This window comes from Mycobacterium sp. MMS18-G62 (assembly GCF_053877835.1).
The window spans coordinates 3,523,981-3,546,246 of record NZ_CM132662.1 but is presented as its reverse complement, the minus strand read 5'-3'; the positions used below and the strand labels follow the sequence as shown (position 1 = coordinate 3,546,246).

Annotated in this window: 22 protein-coding genes; 9 read left to right on the top strand and 13 right to left on the bottom strand. The window is 65.1% G+C overall.

What is annotated here, in order from left to right; genetic code table 11:
* Nucleotides 1-69: 69 nt before the first annotated feature.
* The 5 genes from ACWW36_RS17670 to ACWW36_RS17650 form a co-directional block, all read right to left on the bottom strand.
* The gene (locus tag ACWW36_RS17670) at nucleotides 70-1,272 is read right to left on the bottom strand and encodes an amidohydrolase family protein (protein ID WP_456137289.1); all 1,203 of its coding nucleotides are present in this window, start codon (nucleotides 1,270-1,272) and stop codon (nucleotides 70-72) included.
* Nucleotides 1,272-2,129, bottom strand: a complete 858-nt coding sequence (locus ACWW36_RS17665) for an enoyl-CoA hydratase (RefSeq protein ID WP_456137288.1) — start codon at nucleotides 2,127-2,129, stop codon at nucleotides 1,272-1,274. The genes ACWW36_RS17670 and ACWW36_RS17665 overlap by 1 nt, the downstream gene beginning before the upstream one ends.
* An 81-nt stretch (nucleotides 2,130-2,210) precedes the next feature.
* Complete coding sequence (locus tag ACWW36_RS17660) at nucleotides 2,211-3,227, bottom strand: dihydrodipicolinate synthase family protein (RefSeq protein WP_456137287.1); 1,017 nt, start codon at nucleotides 3,225-3,227, stop codon at nucleotides 2,211-2,213.
* Nucleotides 3,228-3,237: 10 nt separating this feature from the next.
* Complete coding sequence (locus ACWW36_RS17655) at nucleotides 3,238-4,035, bottom strand: SDR family NAD(P)-dependent oxidoreductase (protein ID WP_456137286.1); 798 nt, start codon at nucleotides 4,033-4,035, stop codon at nucleotides 3,238-3,240.
* Between the two features lie 13 nt (nucleotides 4,036-4,048).
* Nucleotides 4,049-4,810, bottom strand: coding sequence for a crotonase/enoyl-CoA hydratase family protein (locus tag ACWW36_RS17650; RefSeq protein ID WP_456137285.1), 762 nt, complete (start codon nucleotides 4,808-4,810; stop codon nucleotides 4,049-4,051).
* A 210-nt stretch (nucleotides 4,811-5,020) separates the two neighbouring features.
* On the opposite strand from ACWW36_RS17650, the gene ACWW36_RS17645 reads away from it, so the two are divergent.
* A complete protein-coding gene (locus ACWW36_RS17645) occupies nucleotides 5,021-5,797 on the top strand; it encodes a TetR/AcrR family transcriptional regulator (protein WP_456137284.1) in 777 nt (258 codons plus the stop codon).
* Between the two features lie 95 nt (nucleotides 5,798-5,892).
* Here ACWW36_RS17645 and ACWW36_RS17640 read toward each other — a convergent pair whose 3' ends face one another.
* The 4 genes from ACWW36_RS17640 to ACWW36_RS17625 all read right to left on the bottom strand — a co-directional run bounded on the left by ACWW36_RS17640 (nucleotide 5,893) and on the right by ACWW36_RS17625 (nucleotide 9,446).
* Nucleotides 5,893-7,068 (bottom strand): thiolase family protein, encoded by a 1,176-nt coding sequence (locus ACWW36_RS17640; protein WP_456137283.1) that lies wholly within the window; start codon nucleotides 7,066-7,068, stop codon nucleotides 5,893-5,895.
* Nucleotides 7,069-7,144: 76 nt separating this feature from the next.
* Nucleotides 7,145-8,017, bottom strand: a complete 873-nt coding sequence (locus ACWW36_RS17635; protein ID WP_456137282.1) for an enoyl-CoA hydratase/isomerase family protein — start codon at nucleotides 8,015-8,017, stop codon at nucleotides 7,145-7,147.
* Complete coding sequence (locus ACWW36_RS17630; protein ID WP_456137281.1) at nucleotides 8,014-8,796, bottom strand: FadR/GntR family transcriptional regulator; 783 nt, start codon at nucleotides 8,794-8,796, stop codon at nucleotides 8,014-8,016. The genes ACWW36_RS17635 and ACWW36_RS17630 overlap by 4 nt, the downstream gene beginning before the upstream one ends.
* Nucleotides 8,796-9,446, bottom strand: a complete 651-nt coding sequence (locus tag ACWW36_RS17625; protein ID WP_456137280.1) for a hypothetical protein — start codon at nucleotides 9,444-9,446, stop codon at nucleotides 8,796-8,798. The genes ACWW36_RS17630 and ACWW36_RS17625 overlap by 1 nt, the downstream gene beginning before the upstream one ends.
* A gap of 102 nt (nucleotides 9,447-9,548) precedes the next feature.
* Between ACWW36_RS17625 and ACWW36_RS17620 the strand changes: the two genes are divergently transcribed.
* Genes ACWW36_RS17620 through ACWW36_RS17595 form a run of 6 tightly spaced genes read left to right on the top strand, consistent with a single transcriptional unit; the run spans nucleotide 9,549 to nucleotide 16,320 of the window.
* Entirely contained in the window at nucleotides 9,549-10,355 is an 807-nt protein-coding gene (locus ACWW36_RS17620; protein WP_456137279.1) for an enoyl-CoA hydratase/isomerase family protein, read from the top strand.
* A 4-nt stretch (nucleotides 10,356-10,359) separates the two neighbouring features.
* Nucleotides 10,360-11,157, top strand: coding sequence for an enoyl-CoA hydratase/isomerase family protein (locus ACWW36_RS17615; protein ID WP_456137278.1), 798 nt, complete (start codon nucleotides 10,360-10,362; stop codon nucleotides 11,155-11,157).
* Nucleotides 11,148-11,936 (top strand): enoyl-CoA hydratase/isomerase family protein, encoded by a 789-nt coding sequence (locus ACWW36_RS17610; RefSeq protein ID WP_456137277.1) that lies wholly within the window; start codon nucleotides 11,148-11,150, stop codon nucleotides 11,934-11,936. Before ACWW36_RS17615 ends, ACWW36_RS17610 begins: the two co-directional genes overlap by 10 nt.
* Nucleotides 11,936-13,372 carry a class I adenylate-forming enzyme family protein gene (locus tag ACWW36_RS17605; RefSeq protein WP_456137276.1) on the top strand — a complete coding sequence of 479 codons (1,437 nt, stop codon included), beginning with the start codon at nucleotides 11,936-11,938 and terminating at the stop codon, nucleotides 13,370-13,372. The genes ACWW36_RS17610 and ACWW36_RS17605 overlap by 1 nt, the downstream gene beginning before the upstream one ends.
* Entirely contained in the window at nucleotides 13,365-14,837 is a 1,473-nt protein-coding gene (locus tag ACWW36_RS17600) for a class I adenylate-forming enzyme family protein (protein ID WP_456137275.1), read from the top strand. The genes ACWW36_RS17605 and ACWW36_RS17600 overlap by 8 nt, the downstream gene beginning before the upstream one ends.
* Nucleotides 14,830-16,320 (top strand): class I adenylate-forming enzyme family protein, encoded by a 1,491-nt coding sequence (locus ACWW36_RS17595; RefSeq protein WP_456137274.1) that lies wholly within the window; start codon nucleotides 14,830-14,832, stop codon nucleotides 16,318-16,320. Before ACWW36_RS17600 ends, ACWW36_RS17595 begins: the two co-directional genes overlap by 8 nt.
* Nucleotides 16,321-16,331: 11 nt before the next feature.
* Here the strand turns inward: ACWW36_RS17595 and ACWW36_RS17590 are convergent, their stop codons facing one another.
* From ACWW36_RS17590 to fabG, 4 genes are read right to left on the bottom strand one after another with little or no spacing between them, the layout of a single operon-like run.
* Entirely contained in the window at nucleotides 16,332-17,000 is a 669-nt protein-coding gene (locus ACWW36_RS17590; RefSeq protein WP_456137273.1) for a GntR family transcriptional regulator, read from the bottom strand.
* A gap of 2 nt (nucleotides 17,001-17,002) precedes the next feature.
* Nucleotides 17,003-18,196, bottom strand: a complete 1,194-nt coding sequence (locus ACWW36_RS17585; RefSeq protein WP_456137272.1) for an acyl-CoA dehydrogenase family protein — start codon at nucleotides 18,194-18,196, stop codon at nucleotides 17,003-17,005.
* Nucleotides 18,193-19,407, bottom strand: a complete 1,215-nt coding sequence (locus ACWW36_RS17580) for an acetyl-CoA C-acetyltransferase (protein ID WP_456137271.1) — start codon at nucleotides 19,405-19,407, stop codon at nucleotides 18,193-18,195. Before ACWW36_RS17580 ends, ACWW36_RS17585 begins: the two co-directional genes overlap by 4 nt.
* Nucleotides 19,407-20,147, bottom strand: coding sequence for a 3-oxoacyl-ACP reductase FabG (gene fabG, locus ACWW36_RS17575; RefSeq protein ID WP_456137270.1), 741 nt, complete (start codon nucleotides 20,145-20,147; stop codon nucleotides 19,407-19,409). The genes ACWW36_RS17580 and fabG overlap by 1 nt, the downstream gene beginning before the upstream one ends.
* A gap of 112 nt (nucleotides 20,148-20,259) precedes the next feature.
* Between fabG and ACWW36_RS17570 the strand changes: the two genes are divergently transcribed.
* Nucleotides 20,260-21,420: an acyl-CoA dehydrogenase family protein gene (locus tag ACWW36_RS17570; protein WP_456137269.1), complete on the top strand. Its 1,161-nt coding sequence runs from the start codon at nucleotides 20,260-20,262 to the stop codon at nucleotides 21,418-21,420.
* Nucleotides 21,417-22,238: a mycofactocin-coupled SDR family oxidoreductase gene (locus ACWW36_RS17565; protein WP_456137268.1), complete on the top strand. Its 822-nt coding sequence runs from the start codon at nucleotides 21,417-21,419 to the stop codon at nucleotides 22,236-22,238. Before ACWW36_RS17570 ends, ACWW36_RS17565 begins: the two co-directional genes overlap by 4 nt.
* Nucleotides 22,239-22,266 lie beyond the last annotated feature (28 nt).

The following is a 22,266-nucleotide window of genomic DNA, read 5'->3' as shown; positions in this document are numbered from 1 at the left end:
CCTCCGCGAGAAGACGCAAAGTTCCCCCGACACGCCGAAAAAACGGACAGTTTGCGTCTGCTCGGCATATCAGGCCGACACCTTGACGCCTAGCAGGTCTAAAGCGTTGTCCCGCATCACTTTCCGGGTGTCCTCCGCGCTGAACTCGGGGAACTGGGGAATGTCTGCGGTGAAGGCCATCGGGTCGGCGAGGCCTTCGCCGTGCGGCCAGTCCGAACCGAACAGGATCTTGTCGACGCCGATGGTCTCGGCGAGCAGCTTCACGTCGTCCTCGTAGTACGGCGCGATCCAGACGTTGTTGCGCAGCTGCTCGACCGGGTCCTCCTTGAAGTGGTACGGCGCGGTGTTAGCAGCCTTCTTCAGTCGCTTGATCAACCGGTACACGAAGTAGGAGCCGTTCTCGATGCTGGCGACCTTCAACTTCGGATGGCGGGTGAACACCTGGTGCACGATCATCGAGGCCATCGTGTCGTGGATCGCCCTGTCGTCCAGCAGGATCTGGTCGAGCGGGTCCTTCTTGCCGAACCCCTCGAATGTTCCCTTGCCGCCCCACAGCGCCGCGATCGCCAGATAACCGCTGTCGGACAGGTGGAAGCCCACCGGCACACCGGCCTCGGCCAGCCGCGCCCACACCGGATCGTGCAGAGGATCGCCCAACGACCGCGGCTTGACGACTCCTGGCACGGGCGCAGGGCGCACCAGCACCATCTTGGCCCCGCGCTCCAGCACGAATTCGACTTCCTCGACGGCCTTGTCGGGGTCGGCCAGCGAGACGATCGGTGCGGCGATGATCCGCCCGTCCGGCCGATCGAAACCCCAGTCCTCGTCGAGCCAGAGGTTGAAGGCGTGCACCGTTGCCATCGTCGCCTCGATGTCGTGCTTCAGCGCTTCCTCGACACCGCAGGCGAACGTCGGCAGCATGAACACCGTCTCGAGGTTCTGACGGTCGAGCACCTTCACCCGCGCATCGCGGTTCTGGTACTCGGGATGATTGGCCATGCGGTCGACCTTCATCAGCGAGGCCGGGTCGACGCCTTCGGGGATCTCGCCGCGGAAGAGCAGATCGAGGCAGCCCGGTTCGATGATCGGGTCGAAGGTGGGGTTCGGGATGAAGTGGTTGACCACCTCACCCATGACGGCCAGCGTGCGCTTGCCGTCGGCGAGCATCTGCACACCGCGACGCTTGAACTCCTTGGGAAGGTGCCTGGTGCAGGAATCGATCGTCTCGTAGTAGTGGTTGTCGACGTCAATCGCCTTGTAGTCCAGTGTCATTAGGAGTCCTTTCCGGGATCGCTCAATGGCGGGAAGTTAGGCGGACGCTTCTCGAAGAAGCTCGTGATGCCCTCGATGAAGTCGGGCCGGCCCATCGACTCGTGCATGAGCTTCTCGGCGACCTCGCTGGCCTCGAATACATCGCGCATGGTGTCTGCGTACACCTGCTGCTTGATCACCGCGAGAGAACTGGGGGCGCAGTTTTTGGCAATGTCCTCCGCGTAGGCGATGGCGCGCGTCAGCAGCTCGTCGGGCGGTACGACTTCGTTGACGAGCCCGAGTGTGACCGCCTCGTCGGCGTAGAAGACCCGGCCGGACAACAGCAGGTCCAGCGCGATGCCCCGGCCGACGACGTGCGGGAGGATCCACGAGATGCCGTACTCGGCGATCAACCCGCGCCGCGCGAATGACGTCGTGAACTTGGCCCCCTCGGCGGCGAACCGGACGTCGCAGACCAACGCCATCGTCAGCCCCATACCCGCACACGCGCCGTTGATCGCGGCAATGACGGGCTTGCGCATTGTCATCACGACATGCGGATGCCGAGCGCCGACGAGCTTGCTGACATCGGTTTCACCTGCGGCATCGACGCTGGCGTTCGTGATCGTGGTCAGGTCGCCCATGTCCGCTCCGGCGCAGAACGCACGCCCTCTGCCAGTCACCACGATGGCCCGCACGTCGGGGTCGGCATCGGCGTCGTCGAGACGTTGGTAGAACATGCCGGCAAGACCACCGCCCCAGCCGTTCATGCGCTCCGGCCGGTTGAGGGTCAGCACCGCGACACCACTGTCGAGGACCTCGTACAGCACCGGGTCCGACGTCACCGCGGGTTCCGCGACGCGATCAGGGACGCTCACCCAGCGGACCTCCTCGGGAGCGGCTTCGAGCTCGATGAATTCCCATACTGTACACCTATCGGTAGTGCCTTCCGCAACGGGTCACGCGCCCTGTTCGGCGATCAATCCGAAGCGCTCATAGGCGGTTCGGATCTGCGCTCGTCCCTCGTCAGGCAGCTCCGCTTGCGGGGGCCGCGAGTGGGGATAGTCCCCGATGGGCAGGCCAAGCAGAGAGGCCGCATATTTGAAGGCGCCACCCCAGTGGGTGAAGTAGTCGGGCCGTCCCGGATAGCAGGTGAACCACGAGCGCATGTCGACGCCGAACTGGTCCATGCCGGACTTCTCCGCGTAGTCCATCGCATCGATGAGCTTGTCGTTCCACGCCAGCTCCCAGTACTCGGAAAGTATTGGCCGCTGCGGGGTTTCGTACAGGTAGCCGGCAGTGCCCAATTGCGCTGGCCCGACGACGCCGGCTCGCAGCCAGCCTGCCCGGTAGACGGTCGTGTCGCACTCCCAGATCACCAGCTCGGGCGCGAGCTCATGCAGCATCCGGCTACTCGCGGGCCTGAACGCGCCCTCTTTGGTGGCGCAGACCGCAGGGATTTCGTCGTAGATGCGCGCACTTTCGGCGGGCGTCAACACATAGCCTGACGACGGCGAATTGAACATGCCCAGCGCGATGTCGGTGCGATCGGCGATGTATTGGAAAAAGCGCAGAACTCCGGCTCCGCCGTGGGCCTCCATCATCGGCGTCTGGATGTAGACGATGTCGGCGCCGGCTTGCTGCGCGTGCGTCGTCAGCTCAAGACAATCCTTGGCCGACATCGCCGCCGTGCAGGCCTGCACGACGACATCGGGATTGGCGGCACGCCCCTCCTCAATCGCCACCTCCAGCAGGCGCTTTCGCTCATCGATCGTCAGTGACCAGAACTCCGCGATGCCGCTGGTGCACCACAGCATCGGATGACGAAGCTCGCCGACGCAGTAGCGCACCAGCGTCCGGTATGCGTCCCAGTCGATGTCGTCGCCGTCGACACCGCAAAACGGTGTATAGAGGCTGTTGCCGATTCCGCGCAGGTTTGCATGCGCCCAACCGCGAGCTTGGATGGCAGTCGCCATAATTCACTCCCTAGGTGAAATCACTACCGCCGTCGACGTTGATGTTGGCGCCGGTCATGTACGAGTTGCGCCGCGACGCGAGAAATGCGACGACGGGCCCGATTTCGTCGGGCAGGCCGGCGCGGGGCAGGTGCGCGGGGTGCCCGAAATGTTTGTCGATAGCGGCCATCAGCGCGTAGGGATTGGTGCCGTCGACGCCGACGGATGCGGCCCAGCCGACGAGCGCCTCCGACGCGATGCTGCCGGGAGAGACGACGTTGACCATGATTTCGTCCTTGGCCAACAGGAGTGACAAGTTCTTGGAGATGCTTGTCAGCGCCGCTTTGGCGGCCGTATAGGCGGGCAGGATGACCGTCTGCCGCTGGGTCGAGTGGGCCGAGAAGTTGACGATTCGCGCCCACTGCGCCTTTCGCAGCAGCGGCAGGGCCGATCGCACACAGTGCACCATGCCCATCACGCCGTCGTCGAAGGCCGCCCGCCACTGGTCGTCGGTGAGGTCCTCGAACGTGCCGATGCTGCCCGGCCCGACCGCATTGATGAGCGCATTGAGCTCGCCGTCCCAGCGCCGGCCCAGCTCGTCGAACACCCGCTGCACCTGCTCGGCGTCGGTGGTGTCGGCCACCAGGCCGACGGCGTCGGGACTTCCGCGGTCGGTTAGGTCCTTGGCTGCCCGCTCGACGACATCTTTCGTGCGGCCGACGAGGGCCACTCGCGCGCCGTCGTCCGCAAGGCATTTCGCAGCGGCAAAGCCCATTCCCCGGCCGCCGCCGACCACGACGGCGGTCGCGTCCTTCAGCCCGAGATCCATTGCGCTGCCTGCTCTACGTGCCCGTCCAGTTCGGCGTGCGCTTTTCCGCAAAGGCGATGGCGCCTTCCTTGGCGTCGTTGGACGTGAAGATCGGGATGATGAGCTCGAGCTGCTTCTTCCACATCTCCTCTTCGCTCCAGTCCGCAGACTTGACGAGGATCTCCTTGGTGGTCGCCACCGCCAGCGGTCCGTTGGCGGTGATGCGCTCGGCGAGCTCGATGGCGCCAGCCAGTGCTTCACCGGGTTCGGTCACCTTGTTGACGAAACCCCATGCGGCGCCCTCTTCGGCGGTGAAGCTGTCACCGGTCAGCGCAAGTTCGAGTGCCTTCTGGAACGGGATTCGTTTCTGCAGCCGCAGCAGGCCGCCGCCCGCGGCGACGAGGCCGCGCTTGACTTCCGGGATGCCGAATTTCGCGGTGCGCGAGGCTACGACGAGATCGGTAGCGAGCACGACCTCGGTGCCGCCTGCCAACGCATAGCCTTCGACGGCGGAGATGAGCGGCTTCTTGGGTGGCCGTTCTGTGAATCCGATGCCCCGGCCTGGGATGGCGACGACCTCGCCCGCCGCGAAGGCCTTCAGGTCCATGCCGGCGCAGAAGTTGCCGCCCGCACCGGTGATGACCGCCGCCGACAGGTCGGCGCTGTCGTCCAGCTCGTCAACCGCATCGGCAAGGCCTTGGCTGACAGCCAGGTTCACCGCATTTCGCGCGTCCGGTCGATTGATCGTGATGACAAGCACGCGCCCGCGGCGCTCGGTAAGTATTTCGTCCGACACCCTTAGCCCTTCACGGTTCACACAATTTCGCTAGAAAAGCTTACTATAGGTCTTACAGTAAAAGAATGAAACGCGGGAGGGGCCATCGACGGGATGGCTCCCGGTAAGGTTGACGGTAACGACCCGGCAGCGACACGCATGCGAAGACGCAGTTCAGACGGTGGCTGCCGGTAAATTCGAGTCACCCAACGTTGATGGAGGTGCCCTGTCGTGGCCAAGCAAGCAACCGCTGAGAAGCGTCAGCGACGCGAGCGCGGGTCCATCAATCCCGACGACATCATCAAGGGTGCCTTCGAGCTTGCAGAGGAAGTGGGCATCGACAACTTGAGCATGCCCCTGCTCGGCAAGCACCTCGGCGTCGGAGTCACGAGCATCTATTGGTACTTCCGCAAGAAGGACGATCTGCTCAACGCGATGACGGATCGCGCGCTGCGGCAGTACGTGTTCGCCACTCCCTACGTCGAGGCCAAGGATTGGCGCGAGACGTTACGCAACCATGCGCGCACGATGCGAAAGACGTTCATGGGCAACCCGATTCTGTGCGACCTGATTCTCATTCGGTCAGCGCTCAGCCCGCGGGCGGCCAAGCTCGGCGTGCAGGAAGTGGAAAGGGCGATCGAAAGCCTCGTGGAGGCCGGCCTTTCGCCTGAAGACGCTTTCGACACCTACTCGGCGGTGTCGGTTCATGTGCGCGGATCGGTGGTGCTGCAGCGACTTCGGGACAAGAACCGCACCGACGACGGCGGTCCAAGCGATATCGAAGAAACGTGGACGATCGATCCCGAATCCACCCCGCTACTGGCGCAGGTGACGGAAAAGGGGCATCACATCGGCGCGGCCGACGAGAACAATTTCGAGTTCGGCCTCGAATGCATCCTCGACCACGCGAACCGGCTCATCGAGGGCGGCGGCAAGCCCGCGAAGTCTGTGCGAAAGGCGACCAAGTCGACCGCGTCACGTCCGCGGAGCAAGGCCGCCGCGCGCTGACTTTCCCGCGCGAGCAGATGCAACGGCTCGTCGGGTATGTGTCGAAATGGCCCGCCTCGCGGTATATGACCTGAGGCCGCGGCCCGCCGACAGAACTAGACCTCGATGACGACCGCGCCGCCCTGGCCACCGCCCGCGCACATCGCCGCGACACCGATGCCGCCGCCGCGCCGCTGCAGCTCGTAGACGAGCGTCGTGACCATCCGCGCACCCGATGCGGCGATGGGATGGCCCAAGCTGCAACCACTTCCGGAGAAGTTGACCAGTTCTTCGTCGATCCCGTACTCGCGGCACGCCGCGATCGGCACCGATGCGAACGCCTCGTTGATCTCCCACAGCGCCACATCCGACGCCTTCAGCCCGGCACGATGGAGCACCTTGCCGATGACCTTCACGGCGCCAAGCCCGCAATCGCGCGGAGCCACACCGGCCGAGGCCCAGGCGCGCACGGTCGCCATCTTCGTCAGCTTCTCGGCGTCTGCGTAGGCGTAATCGACGAGAGCCACCGCGGCCGCGGCGTCGTTGGTGCCGCTGCTGTTGCCCGCGGTGATGGAGAACCCTTCGATCTCGGGATGCAACGGCTTCAGCCCGGCCAGCTTTTCAACGGTGGTGTCGCGACGCGGATGCTCGTCGACGCTGAAGTCGATCACCGAACCGTCGAACTGCTCCACCTTGAGCGGCACGATCTCGTCGACGAACTTGCCCGCGTCGATTGCCGCGATGGCGCGCTGATGCGACCGCGCCGCCCAGGCGTCCATCTCCTCGCGGGTGATGCCGACGGCCTGCGCGGTGTTCCAGCCGACAGTGATCGACATGTCCTTGCAGGGGGCATCCGGCGTCTCCGGATGCGTCGGCGGCATCCACCGCTCCTCGAACTTCAGCTCGGGTCCGGGGATCCGCTGGCTCATCAGCGGAGTCATCGACAGCGACTGCACGCCACCCGCGATGAGCGCCCGCTCCATGCCGGAGCCGATCTGGGCGGCGGCGTTGCCGATCGCGGTGAGGCTGCCCGCGCAGTGCCGGTTGACCGCCTGACCCGGGACGTGCTCCAAGCCCGTCGCAGCGGCGGCATAACGAGCGAGATCGCCTCCGCCGTAATGCGATTCGGCGAAGATGATATCGTCGATCGCGGAGGGATCCACGCCCGACCGGCGGACAACCTCTGGCAGCACCGTGGTGATCAGCACCTCCGGAGGGGTATTGACCAACGTTCCCTTGAACGAACGACCGATGGCTGTCCGGGTGGCGCCGACGATGACGGGTGTGGGCATAGCTAGACCTCGATTTTCGATGTTTCGACTTTACAAAAGTAGCAGATACTGTATCGCCACAAATAGGTGACGGCGATCACGTCGGCTCGGGGACATGGAAGTGCTCGTCACGCAGCCGGAACGCTTCCTTTGTTCCGTGCTGCGCCCTCGTCTTGACGAAGTTGAACTCGCCGGGCGAGAACTGCAGGTTCGTGCCGTAGGCGTGAAACAGATAGCTGGCGACTTCCTCGCCCTGATACACCTGGCTCTGCTCGACGAGTCGGAACGCCTCCTTGGCGATGACGACGCCGTCGGCCGGCATCTTCGCGGCCTTCTCGGCCCAGTATTGGGCCCTCGCGGGTACCGATGCGGCGTCACAGGTGTCGGTGAAGACGCCCAGGTGCTCGATCGCACCCGCCTCGATGATGTCGCCGGTCAGCAGCAGCCGCCGCGCCAGCACGGGTCCGAGCCGGTGAAAGAACATGTGCAGGCTGCCCAGCGCGGGCCCGAGGAATCGCGTGGCGGGCATGCCGATCTTGGTGTCGCGCGCGATCACCGAGATATCCATCATCAGCGCCATCTCGAAGCCACCGCCGAGCGCGTATCCGCCGATCTCCCCCACCGTGACCTTCGGAAAGCCCATCAAATTGTGGTAGAAGCCGAACGATTTGCGATCCACTGTCAGACGCCGCCGCTGGCTGGGACGACTCTTCGCCTCCGGCTTATCGCGGCCGCCGTACCAGCCGTAGGCGTTGTTCATGTCAGCACCGGTGCTGAACACGCCTTCCACGCCGCGCAGCAGCACGACGGTGATGTCGTCGTCCTCGGCCACGCGATCCAGATGGCGCGCGATCGCGTCACGCATGGCTGCGTCGTAGGAATTGCGCTGCGCCGGGTTGTTCAACGTGATGGTCGCGATCCGCTTGTCTTGATCCACGTCGAATAGGACGCGATCGTCTGGCGCTGTCATCTCACGGACTCCTGGTGGTTAGTATTCGAAATCAGTTTGGCCTCAATGGTTTTGTCCTTACCGACGGCCAGAGTGTTGCGCCGCGCAGCAGCGAGATGGTCCTGAGCCAGCCTCACTGCGCGCGCAGAGTCACCGTCTCGAATGGCGTCGAGCAACCGCTGATGATCACGTAGAGCGGCGCGCATGGTCTTGCGTGACATCGGGTCTCCCTCGTCGCTCCACACCGATGATTCATGCGCCGACCAGATCAGCTCGAGCGAGCCGATCAGCAAGATCATCGGCTCATTGCCGCATCGTGAAACCACCGCCTCGTGGAACCGCCGGGCGTTGGGCACATATCGCGACAGGTCGTCGAATTGCTCGGTCTGCGTGGCGATCTCGGCCTCGAGATAGGGAATGACCTCCGTCATCCGGTCCTCGCGCGCGGCACACATGCCTGCGCAGATCGGCTCCAGGTGCATCAGCGCGCCACTGACATCGGCCGGCGTCGCAGCGCGTGTCTGCAACACCATGCTGATCATGTGCGCGGTGCGCTCCGCGGAGGGCAGGTGGACCACCGCTCCGCCCATGTTCCCGCGGCGCACCGAGATCAGCCCGTCCGTCTCCAGGATGTGGATCGCCTCGCGCACGGCGGGCGGGCTGACGCCGAATTCCGAAAACAGGCTCTCCTGGGTCGGCAGCACGTCACCTTCTTTGAGCCGGCCGGCGAGGATGTCGTCGCGGAGCCGGGACGCGACGATCTCGGCCACCCGGGGTTGGCGAATGCGTTGCGCCACCATCAGTTCTTGACCCGCCGCTCGCCGAATCGGAACCCCGTCAGTTTGTCCGGCGACGAGGCGACGGTTTTGAACTCGCCGATGCAGAGCACCTCGTCGTCCAGCAGAAGTCGCGCCGTCGAAGTCACCCGTCCGTCCGACTCGGAGCGCACGATGTCGAATGCGAGCTCGGTCAGAATGGGCGTGGGCCTGCGGAATGTCACGGTGAGCGAGCGCGTCTTGCCCGTCCGTTGCGCGGCGCAGCTCTGGTGCTGAGTGATGCAGTCGAAGAAGACAGCCAAAAAGCCGCCGTTGACCAATCCCGGCGGGCCCTCGTACACCACCGGGAAGTTGACGCGGCCGGAAGCGGTCTCGTCGTCGAAATAGTCGAACGTGTACTCGGGGAAAGACGGGTTGTACGCGCCGGGGTCGAACGCGTGGTTCAGATATACGCGCTTCTCCTCGCCGCCCTCGCCGATCCTGGGCGTCGGGTCAGGCGGAACGGCGGCCGCCAACTCCCGCTCCCAGTCGGCGAATTGCGTGAGCATGGCATCCACGGCCGGATGCTCGTGCTCCAACGACAGGAGCAGCCCGGTCAGGCGCCGCAGCGCGCCAGCGGCGGCGACGGTCTGCGCCAGTGGCTGCTCGCCGTATTGCGGGGTGCCGTCCGCCATGGGCCCTCTTCCGTGTTCCGTTGACGCGCTTTCCTTGCTAACTTATACAGGATAGCAATACTGTATGGCTAACCATATAGCTGAGGATTGGCGGATTCAACGGTGACTGACGTCGAGGCCGAGGGCGCGGTGGCGGCATCGCGGGACGGCGATGTTCTTCGGCTCACGCTCGACCGCCAGACGAGACGCAACTCGTTGAGCCATTCGATGATCGATGCGCTGGTCGATCTGCTGACCGATGCCGCGACCGACGATTCGCTTCGCGCCATCCACATCCGTGGCGCAGGAGGCGATTTCTGCGCGGGCGCGGACTGGGTGGCCACCAACAACGCCGGCCAACGGCTCCGCACCGGCGACTTGGTCAGACGCATTCCCCACACCGCCAATCGGGTGATCGAGCTCGTGCATGGCATCCAGTTGCCCGTGGTCTGCAGCGTGCGCGGCTGGGCCGTCGGTCTCGGCTGCAATCTGGCCCTCGCCGCGGACTTCACCGTGGCCGCCGACGATGCGGTGTTCTGGGAACCATTCATCGGCCGCGGCTTTTCCCCGGATTCCGGTTCGACGTGGCTGCTCCCCCGGCTCGTTGGCCTGGCGCGGGCCAAGGAGATGCTGCTGCTGGGCGAGAAGGTGAGCGGAAGCGACGCGGCGGACTGGGGCCTGATACATCGAAGCGTCGCCGCGACGGATGTCGACGATGTCGCAGAGAAACTGCTGACGCGACTTGCGTCCGGCCCGACGGTCGCGATCGGACTCGCCAAGCAGGCACTCAACTACGGTCAGCACGCAACGCTCGATCAGGCCATGACGCAGGAACTGTTCAACGTAGAACTCTCATGCCGGACAACAGATTTCAAGGAAGGTCTTGCGGCGTTCCGCGAGAAGCGCACACCGGAGTTCGGTGGAAGGTGACTAAATGACGTACATCAAGTACGAGGTCGACGGGCACAAGGCCACGATCACGTTGAACCGGCCCGACGCACTCAACGCGCTCAGCCCTGCCATGATCAGCGAGTTGCGCGCCGCGTACGACGAGGCCGAAAACGACGACAACATCTGGACTCTCATCGTCACCGGCACCGGCCGCGCCTTCTGCACCGGCGCGGACGTCGGGGAGATTCCCGAAGACGGCCGGGTGATCTACGAGCGGCCCTACCTGTCCACCTACGACCAATGGGAGGCCCCGCAGGAGGGCACACCCCCGTTCCGCAGGATGGCCAAGCCCGTACTGACCGCCGTCAACGGATTGTGCTGTGGCGCAGGGCTGGACTGGATCACCACCGGCGACATCGCCATCGCCTCGGACAAGGCGACGTTCTTCGATCCGCACGTCAGCATCGGCCTGGTGGCCGGCCGCGAGATGGTCCGGCTGGCTCGGGTGTTGCCCCGCAACATCGCGCTGCGCATGGCCCTGATGGGCAAGCACGAACGGATGAGCGCGCAGCGCGCCTACGAACTCGGCATGATCAGCGAGGTCGTCGAGCACGACAAGCTGCTCGAGCGAGCGCACGAGATCGCCGACATCGTGAACTCGAATGCGCCGCTGGCCGTGCGCGGTACGCGGCTGGCCATCCACAAGACACTGGACCTGCCCCTGCATGATGCCGAGATCCTTGCCGAGACGTTCCGCGAGCGCGTCATCCGCACCGAGGATGCACTCGAAGGACCGAAGGCATTCATGGAAAAGCGCGCCCCGAACTGGCGATGCCGATGAGCTTCGAGACCATCCTGCTCGACGTGAACGAGACCGACCACGTCGCCACCATCACGCTGAACCGGCCGGATTCACTGAACGCGTTCAACCGGACCATGTGTGAGGAGATGGTCGAGGTGTGGCGCCTGGTCAAGCTCGACGAATCGGTGCACGCCGTGGTGCTGCGCGCGGCGGGTGAGCGCGCGTTCAGCGCCGGTCTCGATATCAAGACGCCCTACGGGCAACCGGATAACGTGTGGAACCACGAGGATCCGGGGGAAGCGCTCAGCCCGAAGTGGCAGAAGATGTGGAAACCGGTGGTGTGCGCCGTTCAGGGCATGTGTACCGCGGGCGCGTTCTACTTCGTCAACGAATCCGACGTCGTGATCTGCTCAGAAGAGGCGACGTTCTTCGACTCGCATGTCAGCGCCGGCCTGGTCTGTGCACTGGAGCCGATCGGGTTGATGCGCCGCGTCGGTCTCGGGGAAACATTGCGGATTGCGTTGATGGGCAACGACGAACGCGTCAGCGCGGATACCGCGTTGCGGATCGGCCTGGTGTCCGAGGTGGTGTCCGCGGATCGGCTGTGGGCGCGCGCACACGAAATCGCGACGGGCATCGCCGCCAAACCGCCGTCGGCGACACAGGGCACGGTCAAGGCGATCTGGGAATCGCTGGAGAAACCGTACCGCGCGGCGTTGGAGCAGAACCTGATCTACACGCGGCTCGGAAATCCGCTCGGGCAGGCCGAATTGGCGGCCCAGGGCAATGGTGCATCGGCGAAACCGAGGATTCGGTGATGGCAGACCATGCGCTGAGCAGGCGCATCGCCGACGTCCTCGCGCTGCAGCCGGACGCTGCAGCCGTCGAGTACGAAGGCCAGTGGTCGACGTGGGAGCAGGTCGCGTCCATGGCGAATCGGATCGCTGCGGTCGGCGAGGCCGAGGTAGGGATGCTGCTGCGCAACCGACCCGCTCATGTAGCGGCGCTTCTCGGTATGCTGTTGGGCGGCGGCACCGTCGTCACCATCAATCCCTCACGCGGCGACGACCGTACGCGCGCGGACATCGCCGCGCTGGACCTGCGGGTAGTCATCGGGGAACCCGACGACCTGGCATCCATGGTGCCCGCCGGCCCGACGTCGATACCGATCTCGGGTCTGGACGCCGCACCGCAGGTGCCCGCGCCCAGCGCAGGTCGACCGGGCGTCGCGGTGCGCATGCTCACAAGCGGAACCACCGGTCCGCCCAAGCGCATCGACCTCACCTACGACATGCTCGCCCGCAGTGTGATCGGGCCCGATCCGGACGGGCCGGCGACGCCAACGGAGCTGCGGCGCGGTGTGGCGATCGTCAACGCGCCACTGGTGCACATCGGTGGAGTGTTCCGGGTGCTGCAGTGTGTCTGTGAGGCAAGGCCGTTCGCGTTGTTGGAGCGTTTCGAGCTGAACCAGTGGGCCGACGCCGTGCGCAGGCATCGGCCTCGCGCCGTATCGCTGGTGCCTGCGGCGCTGCGCACGGTGTTGCATTCCGATCTTCGTCGCGAGGACCTGGCGAGTATCCGTGCCGTCACATCGGGCACCGCGCCCTTGTCGGCCGACGATGCCGACGCCTTCACCGCCAAGTTCGGCATACCCGTCCTAACCTCCTATGCGGCAACGGAATTCGGTGGCGGGGTCGCAGGTTGGACACTGGCCGACTACCAGAAGTACTGGACCGCCAAGCGTGGCAGCGTCGGCCGGGCCAGCCTTGGCGCGCAGCTGCGGGTCGTCGACGACGAGGGCACACCGCTCGGCGCTGACCAAGCCGGCCTGCTGGAGGTCAAGCCCGGTCAGCTGGGGCCGTCCAGCAATTGGATGCGCACCACCGATATGGCGCGCATCGATGCCGACGGATTCCTCTGGATCCTCGGACGCGCCGATCAGGCGATCATCCGAGGCGGGTTCAAGGTGATGCCCGACGACGTACGAACGGCGCTGGAAAGCCATCCGGCCGTGCTCGGCGCCGCCGTCGTGGGCAGACCCGACGACCGCCTCGGCGAGACTCCGGTCGCGATGGTGGAGCTCCGGGACGCCGTCGATGCGACGGCGCTGGTGGAGTATCTGCGAACCCGGCTGGCGCGCTACGAGATTCCCACCGACATCGCGATCGTCGACCGCATTCCCAGAACGCCTTCCGGTAAGCCGGATCTGACTGCGGTCCGGCGACATTTCGCCAATGCCGTCGAACATGCCTAGTAGCACCGTCGGCGCCGTGCTGCGTGACCAAGCGCGGGATCGGGGTGAGCACACACTGCTGGTGTGTGACGCCGAACGCCTCAGTTACGCCGAAGCCGAACGCCGTTCGGCGCAGCTGGCCCGCGCTATGGTCGCCCTCGGCGCGGGTAAGGGGACCCACATCGGGCTGCTCTACCCCAATAGCGCAGCCTGGATAGTCGGGATGCTGGCCGCAGCGCGCATCGGCGGAGTCGTCATACCGTTTTCCACCTTCGCCACCGCCCCCGAGATCACGACCCAACTTGTCGATAGCGATACCGAAATCCTGCTTTCCGCTGCCTCCTTCCGCGCGCACGACTACCGCGAGCGGCTCGCCGACATCGAGGCCCCACTACTTCGGCACGTCTTGATCGACGCCGAACCCGAAGACAGGACCGAGTCATGGCGGCTCGAGGCCGTGGAGCACGACGTCGACGAGTCGGATCCGCTGGCCATTGTCTACACGTCGGGCTCCACGAGCGCGCCGAAGGGCGTGGTGCATACGCACTTCTCGTTGCTTGCGCACCAGCGGGTGCTCAATGAGATTCGGGGGTTGACCGCAGACGACAAGCTGTTCTGCAACTCGCCGTTCTTCTGGATCGGTGGAATCGCGTTCGCGGTGCTGGCGACCCTGCTGGCCGGCGCGACTCTGGTGTGCTCCAACGCAACTGATGCAGGCGAGACGCTGGATCTGCTGGAAGCCGAAAAGCCCACGATGACCAACGGTTTCGTCGCGGGCATCGCCCACCTTGCGGGTCACCCCAGTCTGGCCGAACGCGATCTGTCATCGATGCGGCGCGGCAACCTCTTCCCGATCATGGCGCCTGAGGTCCGGCCGGCCGATCCCGAGTTGCGGCACACCATGCTCGGCATGACCGAAGCAGGCAGTGTCATCACGATCAGCGAGGACGAATCCGACCAGCCCGAACACCGGCGCGGCTCGTTCGGGAGGCCCTGTCCTGGCTTCGAAACCAAGATCGTCGACAGTGAGCTGTGGATCCGCGGACCGTATGTGATGCAGCGGTACTACAAACGCAGCCGCGAAGAATGCTTCGATGACGACGGCTGGTTCCACACCGGCGATCTCGTTCGAACAGACGACGACGGTTTCGTCTACTTCATCGGCCGACGCGGAGCGATGATCAAGACGGCCGGCGCCAACGTCACGCCCGCCGAAGTCGAGCGGGCGATCGCCAAGGTGACCGACGGAGCCGTCGCGCATGTACTCGGGCTGCCCGATCCCGAGCGCGGACAGCTGGTCGCCGCGGTCGTCGCGTTGGAGGACGGCGCCGCGTTCGACGAAGCCGCGGTACGCGAGCACCTGGCGGCCGAGCTGTCCTCCTACAAGATCCCGAAACGGTTTGCCGCCGTGCCGCGTTCCGAGATTCCGGTGCTGTCCAGCGGCAAGGTCGATCTCGCCGCGCTGCAGACGATGTTCGATGTCTGACACCATCGACGAGTTGGTCAGGGTCCGCGCGGAACAGCACGGCGACAAGCCAATGGTCATCGATACCGAGTCGCGGATCAGCTACGCCGAGCTCGACGAAACTACCCGCGCGATCGCCGCCGCGTTCGTCGACGCCGGCGTCGGCAAGGGCACCCGTGTCGGGCTGATCATGCCCAACCGCGTGCAGTGGGTGCAGATCGCGGTGGCGCTGACGCGCATCGGGGCTGTGCTGGTCCCGATGAGCACCCTGCTGCAACCTCCGGAGCTGATATCCCAGTTGCGGGTTGCCTCCGTCCAGATCTTGATCGCGGTCGAGGAGTTCCGCGGCCATCGCTATCTTGATGATCTGGCCGGCGTGGTGGATACCCCGGAACTTCCTGCGCTGCAGACGCTTTGGACACCCGATCAGTTGACAACCGGCGGGCGCAACATCGACGCCATCACGGCGGCTGTCACGCCGAGCGACACGTTGGTCATCATGTTCACGTCGGGCAGCAGCGGAGCGCCCAAGGGAGTGATCCACTCTCATGGCAATGCTGTGGCTGCGGTGCGTTCCGGCCTCGCCGCGCGTTGCATCGACGCCGACACGCGGCTGTACCTGCCGATGCCGTTCTTCTGGGTCGGCGGCTTCGGCAGCGGCGTGCTGTCCGCGCTGCTGGCCGGCGCGACCCTCATCACCGAGGAGATCCCCCGCCCGGAGACGACACTGCGCCTACTGGAACGTGAGCGGGTCACGCTGTTTCGCGGCTGGCCCGACCAAGCCGAGGCGCTGGCACGCCAATCCGCCTCTGTCGGAGCGGATTTGTCCGCGCTGCAGCCCGGGAGTCTGGAGGCGCTGCTGCCACCCGAGCGGCGTGCAGCGCCTGGCGCGCGGGCGAAGTTGTTCGGGATGACCGAATCGTTCGGGCCCTACTGCGGCTATCCCGCCGACACCGATATGCCGCGCTCTGCGTGGGGCAGCTGCGGCAAGCCGTTCGACGGCATGGACGTGCGGATCGTCGACGCCGACACCGGCCAACCCGTCCCGGCCGGCACCATCGGCATGATCCAAATCCGAGGCCCGCACACGCTGCGGGGCATATGCCGGCGCGGCCGCGAAGACCTTTTCACCCCCGACGGCTACTACCCCACCGGAGACCTCGGCCGCCTTGACGCCGACGGGTTCCTGTTCTACCACGGCCGCTCCGACGACATGTTCAAAGTCAGCGGCGCGACCGTCTATCCCAGCGAGGTGGAGCAGGCGCTGCGGGCCATCGACGGTGTGGAGAACGCGTTCGTCACCGAGGTCTCCGGCGCTGTCGGCGCCGTCGTGATATCCGACGCCTCGGTCGACGAGCTCCGCGCGACCGCCCGAAAACGACTGAGCTCGTTTAAAGTTCCGACGGTGTGGCTTCGTGTCGATTCCGACGAGGACATTCCGCGTGGCACGACCGGCAAGGTCGACGTGCGTTCACTGCGCATGATGTTGCGTGAGCAGACGTAAAGGCCTCGCACCTAGCTGACCACGCCGCGTTTCGTGAGGTGTTTGATGAGCGGCGCCGCGCCTGCTGCAAGATGTTCGGCCATCTCTGTGCGGGCCAGGTTTTCGTCGTGTTGCTCCAGTGCGGCCAGCAGCCGTCGATGGTGTTTCATCGACTTCTCCGGCCAGCCTTCAATCGTCGGAAACACCGATTCCGGTGCGTAGCGGGTGATCTGCGACATCAGCTGAGCGAGCTTGGGTGAGTCGGCGGCGACATTGATCGCCCTGTGAAACTCGTGATTGAGCCGCACCGCGCGCTCGTCGTCGTCGCTCGCGTACGCGTCTTCCAGTTCGGTTTGGATCTTCTCGAGCTCCCGCAACTGCTCCTGGCTGATGTTCGCCGCCGCCCGCGCCGCGAGTTCACCACCGATGTGGGCCTGCACATTCGACACGTCCGTGAGGTCGCGGCCGGTCACTGGAACGACCACGAAGCCGCGCCGCGGCTGCTGCGAGAGCAGTCCTTCTGCGCTCAGTACGAACAGTGCCTCCCGAACCGGTGTGACACTCACTCCGAGGTCGGCCGCCAACTGGTCCAGGCGGATGTACTGCCCAGCGGTGTAGGTGCCGTCGAAGATCCGCTTCCGGACGTACCGGGCGACGTCATCGGCCAGCTGCGGCCGGAACGCGAAATCGGGTGCGGTCATGGTCAGATCCGGTAGTCGGCGAGCAGGCGCTTGCTGATGATGTTCTTCTGGATCTCGCTGGTGCCCTCGCCGATGAGCAGGAACGGCGCGTCGCGCATCAGCCGCTCGATCTCGTATTCCTTCGAGTAGCCGTACCCGCCGTGAATCCGGAAGCTCTGCTGGGTCACCTCCGAACAGAACTCACTCGCCAGGTATTTGGCCATTCCGGCCGCGACGTCGTTGCGTTCGCCGGAATCTTTCAGCCGGGCCGCGTTGACCATCATCAGGTGCGCGGCCTCGACTTTGGTTGCCATTTCGGCTAATTGGAAAGCGATCGCCTGATGTTCGGCGATCGGCTTGCCGAAGGTCTGACGCTGCTGGGCGTAACGGACGGCCAGTTCGAACGCGCGGATACCCACGCCGCATGCCCTGGCCGACACGTTGACTCGTCCGACCTCGATACCGTCCATCATCTGGAAGAAGCCCTGCCCGGGCACTTCACCCAGGATGTCCTCGGCGCGGGCGACATAGCCGTCGAATATCAGCTCTGTGGTGTCGATGCCCTTGTATCCGAGCTTGTCGATCTTGCCCGGAATGGTCAGCCCCGGCACGACTTCGCCGAAGCCGACCGGCTTTTCGACCAGGAATGCGGTGAGATTGCGGTGCGGCTTGTCGGCGCCCTCGTCGGTGCGCACCAACACCGCCACCAACGTCGAACTTCCACCGTTGGTCAGCCACATCTTCTGACCGTCGATGGTGTACGTCCCGTCGGCGTTGCGCTTGGCCCGAGTGCGGATAGCCGCGACGTCGGAGCCTAGCTCGGGTTCTGACATCGAGAACGCGCCGCGCGTCTCGCCGGTCGCCATCCGCGGCAGGTAGTTCTGCTTCTGTGCGTCGGTACCGTGCTGACGCAGCATGTAGGCGACGATGAAGTGGGTGTTCAGCACCCCGGATACGCTCATCCATCCCCGCGCGAGCTCCTCGACACACAACGCGTACGTCAGCAGCGACTCCCCCAGGCCGCCATAAGATTCCGGGATCATCAGCCCGAAAAGGCCCATGTCTTTCATCGCGTCGACGATGGCCTGAGGGTAGGTGTCACCGTGCTCGAGTTCCTGCGCGTTCGGGATGACTTCTTTGTCGACGAATTGGCGTACCGTGGCAACGATTTCGGTTTGAAACTCGGTGAGCCCCAGCGTTTGGGCCAGTTTGGTCATGCGCCGATCCTTTCGAAAACGGCGGCAAGGCCCTGCCCGCCCCCGATGCACATGGTTTCCAGTCCGTAGCGCGCGCCTCGGCGGTTCAGTTCGCGTGCCAGCGTGGCGAGCATCCGTCCACCCGTTGCGCCGACCGGGTGGCCGAGCGAGATCCCCGAACCGTGCACGTTCGATCGTTCGAGATCGGAAGCGGTGAAATCCCATTCCCGCATGACCGCCAGAGCCTGTGCGGCGAACGCTTCGTTCAGTTCGATCAAGTCGATATCCGACAGCGTCAACCCCGCTTTCCGAAGCGCCACCTCCGTCGCCGGCACCGGGCCGATGCCCATGACGTTGGGTGCCACGCCGGCCGACCCCCACGAGACCAGCCGGACCAGCGGGGTCAGGCCGAGTTCGTTTGCCTTGTCCTGCGTGGTCACGACGCACATCGACGCGGCATCGTTCTGCCCGCTGGAATTTCCGGCGGTGACCGTCGCCTCTGGATCATCGGCAAGGAGAACGGGTTTCAGCTTGCTCAACGTCTCGACCGATGTGTCGGCCCGTGGGTGCTCGTCGGTGTCGATGAGCTCTTCGCCCTGACGGGTGCGTACTGCGACCGGGATGATCTCCTCGGCGAGGATGCCGTCCTTCTGCGCGGCGACGGCGCGTTGATGCGACGTGACGGCGAGTTCGTCCTGCTCCAACCGCGAGATTCCATACTGACGGCGAAGGTTCTCCGCCGTCTCCAGCATCCCCCCGGGTACGGGATAGTGACGGCCCCCTGCGGTGGTCCGGCCACGGGCGAGTCCGTCGTGCACCTTCACCCCGCTGCGGGCACCGCCCCAGCGCATGTCCGTGGAGTAGAAGGCGACATTGCTCATGCTCTCCGCACCGCCCGCGATGACAATGTCGTTGTCCCCGTTGGCAACCTGCAGGCATGCCTGGATAACCGCCTGCAGGCCCGAGCCGCAGCGGCGGTCGACCTGCATGCCGGGCACCGTCACCGGCAACCCGGCGTCCAGTGCCACCACGCGTCCGATCGCAGGCGCCTCGCTACTGGGATAGCAGTGACCCAGGATCACGTCTTGCACTGCGGCAGGGTCGATTCCGGTGCGCTCGAGCAACCCCTTGAGTGCCGCGACGCCTAGGTCTACGGCAGTCAGGGATTTGAACATTCCGCCGTAGCGGCCGATCGGCGTGCGAACCGGTTCGCAGATAACGGCTTCACGCATCAGATGTGCCTCCCGCCGGTGACCTCGAGGACGGTGCCGGTCATGTACGACGACAAATCGCTGGCAAGGAACAACGCGACCTTGGCCACCTCGGCGGGCTCGCCCGCCCGGCCCATCGGTACCTCGGCCAGCTTCTGGTCCCAAATATGTTGGGGCATAGCTTCAGTCATTGCTGATCTGATCAATCCGGGTTGGATCGCATTGACCCGCACGCCGAGGTGCGCGAGTTCCTTGGCGGCGGCCTTCGTCAAGCCGACGATGCCGGCCTTGGCCGCCGAATAGTTCGTCTGGCCAACGAGGCCCACCTTGCCCGAGATCGACGACATGTTCACGATCGCGCCGCGCTTGTTCTCACGCATGATCGCCGCGGCCGCCTTCGTGCCGTTCCATGTGCCCTTCAGGTGCACGGCGATGACCTGGTCGAACTGCTCCTCGGTCATCTTCCGCATCGTCGCGTCGCGCGTGATGCCGGCGTTGTTCACCATGATGTCCAGGCCGCCGAACCGCTCCACCGCCGCCCCGACCAAGGCCTCGACCTCGTCGGCCTTGGTCACATCGCACCGCACTGCCAAGGCGACATCCTGTCCGCCCAGCTGCTTGGCCGCGGCTTCGGTCGCGCCGAGGTCCAGATCGCCCAGCACCACCCGCGCGCCCTCGGCGATGAACCGCTCCGCGATCGCGAACCCCAGCCCCTGTGCACCGCCGGTGACGACCGCGGTTTGACCGGACAACAACGACACCTGATCACCCCTCTTCGCTGGTCGGAGCCGGGTAAGGGCCCCGTCGGTCCAACATCATATTTCATATATGATTTCTCGAGCCATGCGACCCGACTCATCGAAGAGGAACGCGATGACCACCGAAGTCAGCGACGAAGACTTCCAAGAGATCCTCGGCCAGACTCGTCAGTTCGTCCGCACTGCTGTCGTTCCCCGCGAGCAGGAAATCTTGGCCGAAGATCGAGTACCCGACGACCTGCGCGAGCAGACGAAGAAGATGGGCCTGTTCGGCTACGCGATCCCCCAGCAGTGGGGTGGCCTCGGCCTGAACCTCGTTCAAGACGTCGAGTTGGCGATGGAGCTTGGCTACACGTCCCTGGCACTGCGGTCGATGTTCGGGACCAACAACGGCATAGCCGGACAGGTGCTGGTCGGGTTCGGCACCGACGAGCAGAAGGCGCGTTGGCTCGAGCCCATGGCGACCGGCGACGTGGTCGCCTCGTTCGCGCTGACCGAGCCTGGCGCGGGATCGAACCCGTCGGGGTTGCGCACGAAAGCCGTTCGTGACGCCGGCGATTGGATCATCAACGGGCAGAAGCGATTCATCACCAACGCCCCGGTCGCCGATCTGTTCATCGTCTTCGCGCGCACTCGTGCCGCCGATGAGAACGGCTCGGGCATCGCGGTTTTCCTCGTGCCTGCCGACACGGCGGGCGTCGCGGTCGGCGTCAAGGACGCGAAAATGGGCCAGGAAGGCGCCTGGACCTCCGACGTCACCTTCGACGACGTTCGCGTTCCCGACTCGGCCTTGATCGGGGGTAACGAGGACATCGGATACCGGGCGGCGATGATCTCGTTGGCGCGCGGCCGCGTCCACATCGCCGCGCTGGCCGTCGGCACCGCCCAGCGTGCACTGGACGAATCCGTCGCATACGCCGCCACCGCGACACAGGGCGGCACCCCGATCGGGAATTTCCAACTGGTGCAGGCGATGCTCGCCGATCAGCAGACCGGTGTACTCGCAGGACGCGCGCTGGTGCGCGATGCCGCCCGGTTGTGGGTCAGCGGCGAGGACCGCAGGATCGCGCCGTCGGCCGCCAAGCTGTACTGCACCGAAATGGTCGGCAAGGTGGCCGATCTCGCGGTGCAGATCCACGGTGGCAGCGGATATATGCGCGAAGTGCCTGTCGAGCGGATCTACCGAGATGTCCGGCTCCTGCGACTCTACGAGGGCACCAGCGAGATCCAGCGACTCATCATCGGATCGAATCTTGTTAAGGCGGCGCAGAAATGAGCGGACGCCTCACAGGCAAGGTCGCTTTCATCACCGGTGCGGCGCGGGGCCAGGGCCGTGCACATGCCGTGCGGATGGCCACGGAGGGCGCCGACATCATCGCGATCGACATCGCGGGCAAGTTACCGCCTTGCGTTCCATACGATTCCGCGACACCTGACGACCTCGCCGAGACCGTGAACCTGGTCGAGGCCACCGGACAGAAGATCCTCACCTCCGTCGTCGACGTCCGCGATGGCGAGGCCCTGAACAAGGCGGTGGACGACGGCGTCGCCGTACTGGGGCGGCTCGACATCATCGTCGCCAACGCGGGCGTGTCTGCTCCCCAGACCTGGGACGCCATCACCCCGGAGGACTTCCGGGATGTCATGGACATCAACGTGACCGGCACCTGGAACACGGTGATGGCGGGCGCACAGAAGATCATCGACGGCGGCCGCGGCGGGTCGATCATTCTGATCAGCTCCGCCGCCGGGATCAAGATGCAGCCGTTCATGGTCCACTACACCGCGAGCAAGCACGCGGTCACCGGCATGGCGCGGGCGTTCGCCGCCGAGCTCGGCAGGCATTCGATCCGCGTCAACAGCGTGCACCCCGGAGCGGTCAACACGCTGATGGGCAGTGGCGACATGATCGGTTCGCTTGGCCGGGCGATCGAGACCTATCCGCAGCTGGCGCAAATGATCACGCCGTTCCTTCCGACCTGGGCGGCCGAGCCGGAAGACATCGCCGACACGGTGTGCTGGCTCGCCAGCGAGGAATCGAAAAACGTTACGGCTGCGGCGATTTCGGTCGATCAGGGCATGACGCAGTACTGACGAGCAGACGCACAATGTCCCGACACCC